Source organism: Viridibacillus sp. NPDC096237 (assembly GCF_050278625.1).
Taxonomy (GTDB): domain Bacteria; phylum Bacillota; class Bacilli; order Bacillales_A; family Planococcaceae; genus Viridibacillus.
In genome coordinates this window covers 64,551-77,806 of the sequence record NZ_JBNNTI010000017.1, presented here as the reverse complement: position 1 = coordinate 77,806, position 13,256 = coordinate 64,551, and the positions used below count along the sequence as shown (strand labels likewise).

General features: G+C 36.1%; 13 protein-coding genes and 1 pseudogene. 2 read left to right on the top strand and 12 right to left on the bottom strand.

All coding sequences use genetic code 11. The features are described 5' to 3' along the window. Positions 1 to 72: 72 nt before the first annotated feature. From ACQKMD_RS11435 to ACQKMD_RS11415, 5 genes are all read right to left on the bottom strand, one after another. On the bottom strand, positions 73 to 822 hold the full coding sequence (locus tag ACQKMD_RS11435; protein WP_427752144.1) for an ABC transporter transmembrane domain-containing protein: 750 nt from the start codon (positions 820 to 822) through the stop codon (positions 73 to 75). 392 nt (positions 823 to 1,214) lie between these two features. Then, on the bottom strand, positions 1,215 to 2,033 hold the full coding sequence (locus ACQKMD_RS11430) for a radical SAM protein (RefSeq protein WP_427752142.1): 819 nt from the start codon (positions 2,031 to 2,033) through the stop codon (positions 1,215 to 1,217). Positions 2,034 to 2,064: 31 nt separating this feature from the next. Further along, positions 2,065 to 2,598, bottom strand: a complete 534-nt coding sequence (adaB, locus tag ACQKMD_RS11425; protein ID WP_427752140.1) for a methylated-DNA--[protein]-cysteine S-methyltransferase — start codon at positions 2,596 to 2,598, stop codon at positions 2,065 to 2,067. After that, positions 2,582 to 3,220 (bottom strand): bifunctional transcriptional activator/DNA repair enzyme AdaA, encoded by a 639-nt coding sequence (locus ACQKMD_RS11420; protein ID WP_427752138.1) that lies wholly within the window; start codon positions 3,218 to 3,220, stop codon positions 2,582 to 2,584. Before ACQKMD_RS11420 ends, adaB begins: the two co-directional genes overlap by 17 nt. An 88-nt stretch (positions 3,221 to 3,308) precedes the next feature. Then, entirely contained in the window at positions 3,309 to 4,022 is a 714-nt protein-coding gene (locus ACQKMD_RS11415) for a 2OG-Fe(II) oxygenase (RefSeq protein ID WP_427752136.1), read from the bottom strand. Between the two features lie 180 nt (positions 4,023 to 4,202). Between ACQKMD_RS11415 and alkA the strand changes: the two genes are divergently transcribed. Continuing rightward, on the top strand, positions 4,203 to 5,114 hold the full coding sequence (gene alkA, locus ACQKMD_RS11410; RefSeq protein WP_427752134.1) for a DNA-3-methyladenine glycosidase II: 912 nt from the start codon (positions 4,203 to 4,205) through the stop codon (positions 5,112 to 5,114). Positions 5,115 to 5,423: 309 nt separating this feature from the next. Here alkA and ACQKMD_RS11405 read toward each other — a convergent pair whose 3' ends face one another. Together ACQKMD_RS11405 and ACQKMD_RS11400 are read right to left on the bottom strand one after the other, a co-directional pair. Next, positions 5,424 to 5,567 (bottom strand): hypothetical protein, encoded by a 144-nt coding sequence (locus ACQKMD_RS11405; protein ID WP_427752132.1) that lies wholly within the window; start codon positions 5,565 to 5,567, stop codon positions 5,424 to 5,426. Between the two features lie 131 nt (positions 5,568 to 5,698). After that, positions 5,699 to 5,847: pseudogene (locus ACQKMD_RS11400) on the bottom strand (porphobilinogen synthase); the annotation flags it as partial. Between the two features lie 153 nt (positions 5,848 to 6,000). Here ACQKMD_RS11400 and ACQKMD_RS11395 point away from each other — a divergent pair. Beyond that, positions 6,001 to 7,050 carry a 2,3-butanediol dehydrogenase gene (locus tag ACQKMD_RS11395; protein WP_427752129.1) on the top strand — a complete coding sequence of 350 codons (1,050 nt, stop codon included), beginning with the start codon at positions 6,001 to 6,003 and terminating at the stop codon, positions 7,048 to 7,050. A gap of 388 nt (positions 7,051 to 7,438) precedes the next feature. Here the strand turns inward: ACQKMD_RS11395 and ACQKMD_RS11390 are convergent, their stop codons facing one another. From ACQKMD_RS11390 to ACQKMD_RS11370, 5 genes are all read right to left on the bottom strand, one after another. Then, the gene (locus ACQKMD_RS11390; protein ID WP_427752128.1) at positions 7,439 to 8,071 is read right to left on the bottom strand and encodes a TIGR04104 family putative zinc finger protein; all 633 of its coding nucleotides are present in this window, start codon (positions 8,069 to 8,071) and stop codon (positions 7,439 to 7,441) included. After that, on the bottom strand, positions 8,052 to 8,579 hold the full coding sequence (locus ACQKMD_RS11385; RefSeq protein WP_427752126.1) for a sigma-70 family RNA polymerase sigma factor: 528 nt from the start codon (positions 8,577 to 8,579) through the stop codon (positions 8,052 to 8,054). Before ACQKMD_RS11385 ends, ACQKMD_RS11390 begins: the two co-directional genes overlap by 20 nt. Before the next feature lie 156 nt (positions 8,580 to 8,735). Further along, positions 8,736 to 10,028, bottom strand: a complete 1,293-nt coding sequence (hutI, locus tag ACQKMD_RS11380) for an imidazolonepropionase (RefSeq protein ID WP_427752124.1) — start codon at positions 10,026 to 10,028, stop codon at positions 8,736 to 8,738. A gap of 6 nt (positions 10,029 to 10,034) precedes the next feature. Further along, entirely contained in the window at positions 10,035 to 11,705 is a 1,671-nt protein-coding gene (hutU, locus tag ACQKMD_RS11375) for a urocanate hydratase (protein ID WP_427752123.1), read from the bottom strand. A 15-nt stretch (positions 11,706 to 11,720) separates the two neighbouring features. Beyond that, positions 11,721 to 13,052, bottom strand: coding sequence for a YjiH family protein (locus ACQKMD_RS11370; protein ID WP_427752121.1), 1,332 nt, complete (start codon positions 13,050 to 13,052; stop codon positions 11,721 to 11,723). Positions 13,053 to 13,256: the final 204 nt, after the last annotated feature.

Sequence of the window (13,256 nt, the reverse complement as noted above, 5' to 3'; positions counted from 1 at the left end):
ATCCATTATAAAGGACTTTTTTTATGCACAAAACAAGATTATTGAACATTTTGAGTATTTTTAAAATTAAAGTTATTTTAATGCAACGCTAGTGATACTCGTATTTAAATGTATTTCTTTATGTTTTTTCAACAAACTCTTTACGTTTTTCAATTCACTTTTTTGTTGGGAGAAGATTTGAACATTTTTTATGCCACTGATTAGTTCCGTAAAAAAAGTCATTTCATTATTTGTATATTCCATAAAACTCTTTGTTTTAGTTTCTGATATTTTCCCTAAAATATAAGTTATGATAAATACTAGCGGAACAACTAAAAATGCGATTAAAGTTAATTTCAAACTAATTGTGATCATAAATATAGTCATTCCTATAAACATGAATAGGCTTGTAATCCCGTTGAGTAATTCATTTGCTATATAAACTTCACCTATCATACCCGAAGTGCGCATTACACGGTCTACTATATCTCCAATTTTCAACTGATTTAAGTTTATTGATGATAGTGTAAATGCTTTCTCAAACGCCATCGTTCTTAATTTTTCGGTTACATTCCCACCGATTTTAACATTTAGTATCATTCGTACAGTTCTAAAAATTGTTGAAAGAATAGGTAAAATAGTTAAAATTGCTATAAAAATAAACAATGCTTTGAAATTCTTTTCAGGAATTGCTGAGTCAATTATTTGCTTCATGACTAAAGGAGATAATAAATCAATAAAAGTTGCGATGATCATTAACAAAATACCTGTCACGATCAAACGCTTTTTTTCAAACATAAGTGAAATAAAAAAATAAAGATCTCTTGTCTTCTTATCCGTCATTTACATACCCCGCTCTCGAATTGGAAGCACTTACTAATGGACATTTTTCTAACACCGAATATCCTTTATTGGACAAAAACCCCAAAACACCTTTATTTTAATGAAATTAGATCTGTTTAGTATTTAATATTTGTTGAAGATCATTTATTTTATAAAAAGTTAGCTATTTGTGAGTAAACTAGATTCCTAAAGGTTTCTCAATTTCTTTATAGAATGAAGTAATAAAGGAGCTTAATATGAATAACTGGGAAAGAATTTTATTTATTAAAGGTGAAGGTAAGCCTTTTTGTGTAACTCATCACTTACTCTGAATTTAATGACACAGGTGATTATTTTGCAGAAACTTTTACAAAAATACATAATTTATATTATGTAAACTAAAATTAATAGCGCTAGGGTTCGAAACCCTTCTGGCTAATGAAAAGTTCATCTTCCGAAAAATACTGCCGCATTCGTTTATAAACCATTTGATAGACGGATGGATGATACCATTCTTCCATTTTCAAATTTCTATATAAAGCTTGTAAGCCCATCTTGTGTGTTCGTTTACCACCACTGCCGTCCCCCATAAAATAATCGTCAATACATACTCGGTTAACCAAGGGACGCAATATTTCTGCAAATCGCTCGCTACTTGGTAATACGGGTGCGATGGCAATCTGTGCAGGAATACCGGATTCAGCAAGCAGTTGGAGTGTTTTAAGCCTTGCTGGAATAGGGGGAGCATAGGGCGCAAAATGCTTGCGAATATCTTCCCTATCGGTCTCTACTGTCATACTTACCCGAACTTTATCTTTAAAATGTTGCAGCAAATCGATATCTCGACTCACAAGTGGGCTTCTAGTCTGTACTAATAGGAAGTCAGGGGGATCTTCTACCATAACTTCTAGTAAAGATCGCGTCACTTTTTCCTTATGCTCTATTGGTTGATACGGGTCTGTACTTGATGACATAAAAATGGTTACATTCCCTTTGGCTTTGGCGCGATGGAGCTCCTTTTTTAATAAATTCGCAGCTCCTTTTTTAACATCGATCCAATTTCCCCATTCCCCTTCTCGAAAAAGAGATACAGGCATTTCACGTACATAACAATAGGAACACCCAAATGAACAGCCTGTATAAGGATTTAGTGAATGAGTATATCCAGAAAGAAAGCCAGTCCCTTTATTCAAAATGGTTTTCGGACTTTTATAGAATAATTCACTTTTCATGACGGAACCTCCATTCATTGTACGGCAATAATTACTCATTGCTAGATGAAGCTCGCTTTTCCAGATCCAGGAGCAGTGTCTTCATTTCTAATCCGCCCCGATAGCCAGTTAATGAGCCATTCTTTCCTATTACACGATGGCACGGTACAGTAATTAATACCGGATTAGCCCCAATAGCTGCTCCTACAGCACGAACAGCTGCTGGTTTATTTATATCATTTGCAATGTCGGAATAAGATTTCGTCTGTCCATAAGGAATTTCACAAAGTGCATTCCAGACTGCTAACTGAAATTGCGTACCTACGTACTCAAATGGAACAGTAAAGGTTTTCCGCTTTCCTTCTAGATACTGAGCGATTTCAGCGACATAGGGTTCAAGGTTTTCATCATCTTCAACAAGAGGACTTCCTGGAAAGTGTTTCTTAGCCCATTCGAACAATTCTTCGAATGGTTTGTTCTGTGAACCTACAAACACAAGCCCCTTTGAAATTGAAGCAATATAAAAATTCCAATCCTTAAACTTTAGTAAAGACCAATAAAGGGTTGGTTTATTCTTTGTTTTCATTGTACTTTTCCTCCATTTTACTCATTTGACGAAATTGTGCTGGTGTCTGTCCAGTTTTCTTTTTAAATAAAGTAATAAAATAAGGCGCGTTAGCCATACCCACACATATGGCGATATCTCCAATCGCTTTATTTGTCTGAATCAAATACTTTTTAGCCGCGTGTACTCTAACTTGTTGTATATACTCAACCGGCGTAATGCCTTTAATCTTTTTAAATGTTCGATGCATATGATACGGACTTCCATGACAAATATTTGCTAACGATTCTAGAGTTAATTTTTCTGTGAAATTTTTATCAATGTATTCCGTAATTAAACCAACCCACTCGCTATCAGGCAGATTTTCATTAGTGGGCTTGCAACGTTTACAAGGTCGAAAATTTGCGCGTAGAGCTTGTTCTGCGTTTGGAAAAATGCATACATTTTCTATTTTTGGAACGCGAGATTTACAGGATGGTTTACAGAATATCCCTGTCGACTTTACAGCGTAGAAAAATTGATTATTGTACGCTGTATCATTATTTATAATTGCTTGCCACTTATCATCTGTTATCATTTCTACATCATTCGAAATTCTATGATCAGGGCTCTCTTTATGTCCGTTATTGATACTATCCGGCATTTATCTCACCTCTCATTACAATATACTCCCTATAATTTCAGAATGTACAATTCTAGGAATGGAATAGCAAGATATTGAAGTTTAATTTTTATTTAGAATCGTGAAAAATGATTCCAAGACCGTATCGTTCTCCAGAAGTAACCGTACTTACTCCGTGACGAACCGTATTTTTGTAATATCCCTTTTTACCCAGAACAGGTCTGTGGTTAGTAGGAAAGATCAGCGCACTACCTTGTTCTAAAGTAATTACATGTCCCCTACTCTGGGCACGAGGAATTTGTTCCACTAATAGAGATTCTCCACCGCAAAAGTCTTTATCTCGTTGATTTAATACAAATACTAATTGAAAAGGGAAAAATATGTCGCCATATAAATCTTGATGCAAACAATTAAACCCGCCTGTTTCATACTTTAATATTAAAGGTGTCGGTCTAGTTTGTTCATATTCTTCACAGGTCTTCAAAAAATCTTGAAGATGATCTGGAAACTGTTCTGTTTTCTTCAAATAACCCAACCATCGATTGGCTGTTTTGGTCAATTCTAGATAAAAGGACTCTCTTAAACTTTGGATGATTTCAGGTAATGGATAGGAAAAATATTTGTACTCCCCATTCCCAAAGCGATATCTCGTCATATTGATTGTCGTTCTGTATGACTCTTCCTCACAATACAATTCTATGAAGAATTCACATTCATCTTTTGTTAAAATCGCTGGAAGCTTTGCAAATCCTTGCTCATCTAATTCATTTTGAATTGATTCCCAATTTAAGTTTTCGACACGTGTTTTTATATCTTGGACCATTTTTATCCACTCCTATTTAGCATTCTTGATAACTAACACTATAACCTCATAAATAGAAAAAAATAAGGTGTTTAGAATGTAATAGCAAGATAACAAAATTAGTAAAGATTATTATGTGGTAAAGTAAAATTTCAATCAGCGTGAGTTTTTTATAATTATTTTGTAAAGGAGAATGAAAAAGTGACATGGCATGAAGTCAATGATGTTATTGTAATTACATTACCTGAAAATTTCGACATGAATGCAAATCTAGGCTATCTAACAAGGGAAAAAAATGAATGCATGTATGAAATAGAGAACGATATAATTACAAAAGTTATAGCCATTGGGGAAATTCGGTCCTTAGTACAGGTAAGCGTAATCAATAATAAACAAATGGTTGTTCAATTCCTAAATGATTCTAGACCTATTGAAAAGTGGAAACAGGAAGAGATTGTAAAATATATTCATGAATGGTTTGATCTTGATAACGATTTAACGTCATTTTATGAAATGGCAAAAGCAGACCCATTACTTAAATTGCCTGCCCGAAAATTCTATGGATTACGAGTTGTCGGCATTCCCGATTTATTTGAAGCTTTATGTTGGGGAGTTTTAGGGCAACAAATTAACTTAGCCTTCGCATACTCCTTAAAGAAGCAATTTGTAGAAGAATTTGGCGATTCTATCGAATGGAATGGGAAAAAGTATTGGATGTTCCCACCGTACGAACGAATTGCACAGTTAACACCTACAGACCTAGCAGATATTAAAATGACGGTAAAAAAAAGTGAATATATCATTGGAATTGCCAGATTAATGGCAAGTGGAGAATTATCGAGGGAAAAATTAATGAAAATGAACTTTAAAGATGCTGAAAAAAACTTAATTAAAATACGAGGAATCGGTCCTTGGACAGCCAATTATGTTCTAATGCGCTGCCTCAGGTTCCAGACAGCTTTTCCAATCGATGATGTGGGTCTTATTAATTCGATAAAAATATTACGTAATATGAACCGAAAGCCTACGAAAGATGAAATCTTAGAAATATCGTTTCCATGGAAAAACTGGGAATCATACGCTACCTTTTATTTATGGCGTGTCCTTTACTGAATAATTACAACTTAAACCGGAATGTACTTAATAAAAAGAAATGAACTTTAAAACCTAATCCCTGTAGTTTTGTAATAAAGTTTGATTAAATTAATGATATTAACCTTGATATGTGAACAAATCTACAGAACATCTTTTGAAAAAAATTGATCAAAACACGCTCTTATTTGAATGTGGGCAGATTAACTAAAAGGAAACTCCAGATAGTAAAAGAAAATGGTGCATCTGCGTTCCAAAAGAGACTTGCTTAAAAAAAGATATCGAAGCTGATTATTTCAATAAAATAACCAGCTTCTTTTTACCCTTTGTTCAAATAAATATTCCAATAATTCTATCTTGGAAATTTACACTTTGGATTTTAAGAAAGTCTCTATACTTTTTTTGATAACGGCGAACCCATTCACTGACAACTCGATTTGTGACACCACCGATATCTTTCGCAATTTCAATCATGGATTCTTCTCCATTTAAGTTCGTAGAACCGCTTGGATACGTTGTTCAACACTTACTTTTACCAAAAAAACCACACAAAAATTAGATTGGTGTCTAACTTTTACGTAAATAGTAGCAACTTTAATCTTCACGTACGCAACGAGTGGTAATAGATAATGATTCTTCACATCTCGGATAATCTCTAAATAACTAAGGGCAGGCTTATTAAGAAATCTGCTTCCTCTTCGATATTTGATTCGGCCTCACGAAATGCTTCTAATCGGTTCGATGGATCCATTTGTTAATCTATTATTATCAGACTTCTTTATGTACATTTTATTCTGTCTTTAGTCCGTTCTAGCTTTTTCCAAGTCCTTTTAGTTGTAGCATTTTTTTAGAGTGCTAGAATGGGGGTGTATTACGAAGACAACAATTTACTGGAGGTCAATATATTATGAAAGCTGCAGTATGGTATGGCGAAAAAGATATTCGCATTGAAGAAAGAGAATTGAAAGCACTTAAAGATAATGAGGTAACAGTACGTGTTGCATGGGCAGGTATTTGTGGTAGTGATTTGCATGAATATCAAGAAGGCCCTGTATTTGTACCAACTAAAGAAAAAGACGGTTTAACTGGTGAAATCGCTCCTCTTATTATGGGACATGAATTTGCCGGTGTTATTGAAAAAGTTGGCGCTAACGTAACTAAATTTAAAATTGGAGATCGTGTAGCGATTAACCCAACATTAACTCATGGTAACAAACCTGAAGATGTAGATGCTTATGATGGCTTTAGCTTTATAGGTTTGCATGGTGATGGTGGATTTACAACATTTGCAAATGCTCCTGAAAACAATGTTTACTTACTTCCTGAAACAATGACACTTGAAGACGGTGCTCTTGTTGAACCTACCGCTGTAGCAGTGCAAGCCGTAAAAGAAGGTAATTTACGATTCGGTGATACTATAGCTATTTTCGGTGCAGGTCCAATCGGATTATTAACTGCTATCGCAGCAAAAGCCGCTGGTGCAAGTAAAATTATAGTGCTAGATTTGTCGGAAACTCGCCTATCAAAAGCGAAAGAACTTGGTGCTACTCATGTTATAAACTCTGGGGATGTAAATGGTGTAGAAGCGATTCGCGCTATTGTTCCAGACGGTGTCGATGTATCATTTGAAGTTGCTGGTGTTGCACCAACATTTAAACAAGCGATTGATGCAACAAGAGCTCGCGGTACAATGGTAATCGTATCTATCTTTGCTCGTCCTATTGAATGGAATCCAATCCATTTAACAAATACAGGTGTGAAAATCACTTCAAGTATTGCTTACACACCAACATCATTCCAACAAACTGTAGACTTAATGGGTACTGGTCAATTAAAACCACAAGGTATTATCACTAGCCGTATCCAATTAGATGATATCGTAAATAAAGGCTTTGAAGCTTTAACAAACGATAAATCACAAGCTAAAATCTTAGTAGAATTAAGCGGTGAAAAATAAGCTTTATATATAAGAAAGGCACTTGTTATATCGAGTGCCTCATACTGTAGACAAACTCAAAGAAATTCGAATTTATCTACGGTCTTTTTTTTAAAATAGATAAGGCCGTTGATTTCCGCTACGGTGGACGCATTCCGCGGGGGGCGCCAAGCGGCTTCGTCGCTACGCTCTTGCAGGTCTTGGACTGTCCCGCTTTTGCCGCAGGAGTCGCCACCTCCGCTCCAATCAACTACACATGTAATAAAACAAACTTTTGAGGTTTGGACTTATTAACGATATTCAATTTGATCTCTTTCAGGATTATTTTTCTCGGCTGAACTAATTATTATATATTACTCAAAACAGCTAAGCGGAAAAATCCCCTTAGCTATTTTATATTAAGCATTAGTTACCACAAATTCAAATCCTCATCGTTTTGAAGCTTCAAATTATATGGCATTAAAATGAATCCAGTAATGAGAATAGCAACATACATCAAAACAATTTCCCACCAGTAGAAGTCAAAAAATGCATTGATCAATAAGACTAAGTTTGGTAATAAGACAAACTGACTCATACGAATTCTTGATTTTTTCGTTTGATATTGCTTCTTTTCGCAATGTGGGCAAAACATAGTTCGATTGAAAGTAAACATTTTTTTAATAGAAACTCGCCAGTTCCATTTTTCATGACAGTTCTCACAAACAGGTAACTCAAACGGTTGAAAGAATTTAACCATAGTGAAAATAATACTCCCCAGAATGATATAAGGAAGTAATTCAATTAGCCAGTCTAGCTGTAAGCCAGATTCTGCGTTGGCACCTGTAACGACTTTTTCATTTCCAGTTACATCTTGAAATAGTAATGTCGCAAATAGAAATAGCACAGTTGCACATGCTACAAGTACGACTGGATACTGCCATTTGGAGCGTGACTTTCTAGTTGGATTTTTTGCCTGCTCGAGCATTCTTTTTTTCACATCATCCTTTAAGAAAACTTGTTGCTTTAGCTCACGATCTAAATCATACTTCAAACGATTCATGCTGCCACCCCTCCCATTCGTAACCAACTAATTGCTTATGTAATAATTTGCGTGCTCGTTGCAGTCGCGTACGTATTGTTGCCTCAGGACAATCTAATATTTCTGCTATTTTCACTGTATTTAATTCTTGATAATAATATAAAATGATAACTTCTCGGTACAATATCGGCAGTTGCAATAGTGCCTCTGTTACACGCCTACGGTCAGCTGCTTCTAAAACGAGATATTCTGGTGTTCTACTATCTCCTTTACCTGTCACTTTATCCATTAATGTAAGCCGTTTTCGCTTCCAACTCCGTAAATAATCATGACAGCGGTTAACTGTCATTTTCACTAAATAAGTTTTTAATGAAGCCGCACCTCTAAATTGACTTTGCTTTTTATAAAAAGCTATAAAAACGTCCTGCACAATATCTTCAGCTGTCGTCAAATCCTTGACATATAAGTATGAGACGCGCAATAAATAATCGCCATACTCTTCAATGATTTCCTCCAATTGTTCAGCCAATCCGCGCCCTCCTTTCAAGCAACCACCCTATAGACGCCGGTCGACTCATTTCCGATTCATTTTTTTGAAATTATTTATACTTCTCTATTAAACCATAGAAAAAAACCTCTGATTATAGCAATCAGAGGTCTCTTCCATAAAATTTTAAGCTCATTTTCAATCAGTAACATCCTGTGATTCATCACACAGCACACCATTCTCAACAACAACTCGACCATTTTTAATAACCGTATGTGTATGATTCATGCCGTAGAAATATTGTAGTTGCTGATAATTCGTAACATCTAAGATGAGTACATCTGCTTTTTTGCCCTCTTCAAGTGAACCAATTTCATGTCCTCTATTAATCGCATACGCTGGGTTGATTGTCGTGGCAGTTAATACTTCTTCCATCGTCATGCCCATATTCATACATGCTAAGTTCATGATAAAAGGTAGAGAAATCGTTGGAGAAGATCCTGGGTTAAAGTCAGTCGAAATTGCTACTGGAACACCTTCATCAATCATCAACCTACCTCTTGCAGATGCAGCCTTCAAAAAGAAAGCTGTTCCAGGTAATAATACTGCAACTGTTCCTGTTTTCGCCATATCACTAATACCCTGATTAGATGCTACAAGTAAATGCTCGGCTGAAATTGCACCTACTTCTGCTGCAAGCTCTGCACCTTCATATGGTTCTATTTCATCCGCATGAATTTTAGGTATCAAGCCATATTCTTTTCCAGCTAGTAGAATCTTACGTGATTGCTCAGGTGTGAAAACACCTTTTTCACAAAATACATCATTAAATTCGGCTAGGTTTTCTTCCGCTACTTTTGGAATCATTTCATTTATGATCAAATCAACATATGCATCAGGATTTTCTTTATACTCAGCTGGGATAGCATGCGCTCCCATGAACGTACTGGAAACATCAATGGCGTGATTTTCTTGCAGTTTTTTGACTACTTTTAATTGCTTCTCTTCTGTTGCCCAATCCAACCCATAACCACTTTTTGCTTCTATAGTAGTAATGCCATGTCGCAAGAAATCATTTAAGTGGCCATACGATTTTTCATATAAATGTTCAAAAGAAGCTTCTCGTGTTTTTTTCGTTGTTGCATGAATACCACCACCGGCATTCATAATGTCCATATAAGTTGCACCGTTTAGACGCATTTGGAATTCATTTTCTCGAGTTCCACCAAAGACAAGATGTGTATGTGCATCAACCAATCCAGGCATGACGACTTTACCAGTAGCATCAATTATTTTTGCTTGCGACACTAGTTCTGGATAATACGCTCTTATAGATGCTTGTGTACCTGCAGCGACAATACGATTTCCACTTATTAATACACTGCCTTTTTCAATGATTTGTAGGTCGCTCATTTCTTCTCTAGTGCGAGCTTTATTCTTCGTTCCTTTTAAGGTAATTAATTGATTTGCATTTTCAATAAGTAAAATCATGTGTTATCACCCCTCTGTTTTTAACATTGGCATATTCACATTTTTCTCATGTGCCGTTTTTATAGCGATATCATAACCCGCATCTGCATGTCGAACAATGCCCATTCCAGGATCTGATATTAATACACGATTAATTTTTTCAGCTGCCATTTCTGTTCCATCTGCGACAAGCACTTGCCCGGCGTGTTGTGAATAACCCATTCCTACTCCGCCGCCGTGGTGGACACTTACCCAACTCGCTCCTCCTGCAGTATTGACTAAAGCATTTAAGATTGGCCAATCAGATACTGCATCTGAACCGTCTTGCATCCCCTCTGTTTCACGGTTAGGTGATGCAACTGAACCTGAATCTAAGTGATCACGGCCAAATACAATTGGAGCCTTTAACTCACCAGAAGCCACCATTTCATTTACCTTTAAAGCAAATCGGTGACGATCGCCGTAGCCCAGCCAACAAATACGTGCAGGTAACCCTTGCCATTTAACCATTTTCTGTGCCATCTCAATCCAGTTCACAAGTCCCTCATCATTCGCAAACATCTTTTTCGCAAGTGCATCTGTTTTATAAATATCTTCTGGATCACCTGAAAGTGCAGCCCAGCGGAATGGTCCTTTACCTTCACAGAATAGTGGTCGAATGTATGCCGGAACAAAACCTGGGAAATCAAAGGCATTTTTTACGCCCATTTCTTCTGCATATTTACGAATATTATTGCCGTAATCAAAAACCTCTGCTCCAGCTGTTTGGAAATCGAGCATCGCTTGCACATGGTCAGCCATCGCTTGCTTTGCTTTTTGCTCATATAGCTTCGGATTATTTTTGCGTAACTGAAGTGCTTCTTCAAGTGTCATATGATTAGGAATATAGCCATTTAATGGATCATGCGCACTAGTTTGATCTGTTACGAAATCTGGAATGATTCCACGTTCAAAAATTTCACGATAGACATCTGCACAGTTGCCTACAAGCCCGATAGAAGCAGGTTCATTTTTGTCTTGAAGCTGTTTAGCCAATGTTAGGGCTTCCTCTAAATCTTCTGCTAAATAATCACAATATCCTTCCTTGATTTTACGCTCGATGCGTTTTTTATCCACTTCGACAACAAGAATAACGGCTCCAGCCATTTTCCCCGCTAGCGGTTGAGCGCCACTCATTCCACCCATTCCACCTGTTAAGATTAATTTTCCTTTTAAATCTGCTGAACCAAATACTTTTTTACCGGCCTCCACAAAGCTTAAATATGTGCCTTGTAAAATACCTTGTGCCCCTATATATATCCAACTTCCTGCAGTCATTTGTCCATACATCATCAAATCTTTATCTTCTAATTCATAAAAGTGCTCCCAATTCGCCCATGCTGGAACAAGATTTGAATTTGCAATTAAGACACGTGGCGAATGCTCGTACGTGCGAAATACCGCTACAGGTTTTCCTGATTGGACAAGTAATGTTTCATCATTTTCTAGCTTTTTCAATGACTCAATAATTTGTGCATAGCTCTCCCAGTTACGAGCGGCTTTCCCAATCCCCCCATAAACGACAAGTTCATCAGGATTTTCAGCCACCTCTGGATCCAAATTATTCATCAACATACGCATTGCTGCTTCTTGCGTCCAGCCTTTACAAGTCAATTCACTACCAGTTGGTGCTTTAATATTCTGCATAACATTTTCCATAATGACACGCTCCCTTTAAAATAGTAAAAATGCGATTGGTGTTACTAGAATAAGTGTTAAAACAACACGTTGGAACCAAATGATAATTAGTTGACGTATTGTTAAAGGTATATCAGTTGAAATAATTACAGGAATAACTGCTGAGAAAAATAAAATTGCTGAAATGGATACAACGGCTACTATAAATTTTGTGATGATTGTTGCATTCACGACTAATAATGCCGGTAAGAAAATCTCTGCTATTGAAACCGCTAACGCTTTAGCAGTTAACATAGGCTCTGGCAATTGTAAAACCCATGTAAATGGTACGAAAATATAGGCAACCCAATCAAAAATGGGTGTATACATTGCTAATAAAAGTCCAAATAACCCAATTGAAAGAATTGATGGTAAGACACCCATTGTCATCAGCAATCCTTCTTTTAAATGCTGTAGAAGATTCTTTATAAACGGTGGATTATGTTTCACTGCTTGCATCGCTTCAGTCCATGCTGTTAATAGTCTTTTTTCAGTTACAATCACTTCTGGATCACCTTGCTCTACAATATACTCATCTTTTAATTTTCCAAGTGGCCATATTCTAGCCGTAATTGCCGTGACGATAAAAGTAACGATGAGTGATACCCAGAAGAACGAACTCCAATAGGCCATTAAATCAAGTGTATTCGCAACAACGACCATGAATGTCACCGACACAGTTGAAAAACCAGTTGCAATAATAGCAGCTTCACGAATCGTATATTTCCCTTGTTTGAATACACGATTGGTTAATAATAAGCCTACAGAATAACTACCAACAAAGGATGCTACTGCATCAACTGCTGAACGACCAGGAGTTCTAAAAATTGGTCGCATAATAGGTTGCATAAATACACCTATAAATTCAAGTAATCCATAACTGACTAATAATGCTAAGAAGATGGCTCCTATTGGAATAAGAACACCCACTGGCTTTATTAATTTCTCCATTAAAAATGGCCCTACACTTGGATCAAACAGCCAATCTGGACCTACTCCGGATAGAAGTAATAAGCCAGTACCTAAACCAATTACTTTAAAGACTGACATCACAAAATTGACAATATCCTTATTCCAAGTTTTTGAGATAAACGGATAAGCAGCACCACAAACTAGCATAATAACGATATAGATGGTTACTAAGGTTGGAACATTCATCGATAACCAACTAACAATATGATCTAATAAAATAGAAGATTTACCGTTGTATGTAAAAGTAACAAAGAAACTAAAAATACCAATCAAACTACAGACCACAAATTTAATGACTGACATTAAATCTGTTTTTGAACTCTTTACAGTCAATTCCGTTTCTCGAACGCCCTCCATTTCAACCACTCCCCTTTATATTATTTTAAAATTCTGACCATTAAATATATATGAGAAAAAGTTTTTAAATAGAGGAATTTTTTTAGATAACATGGAATTATATTAGATTAAATAGGGAATTTTTTTTGATTTTTCATCAATAACAGATTTATCATGAGTAACACAAATATTTCTAATGTTTCATCCCCCTCCGATAAAGCTGGG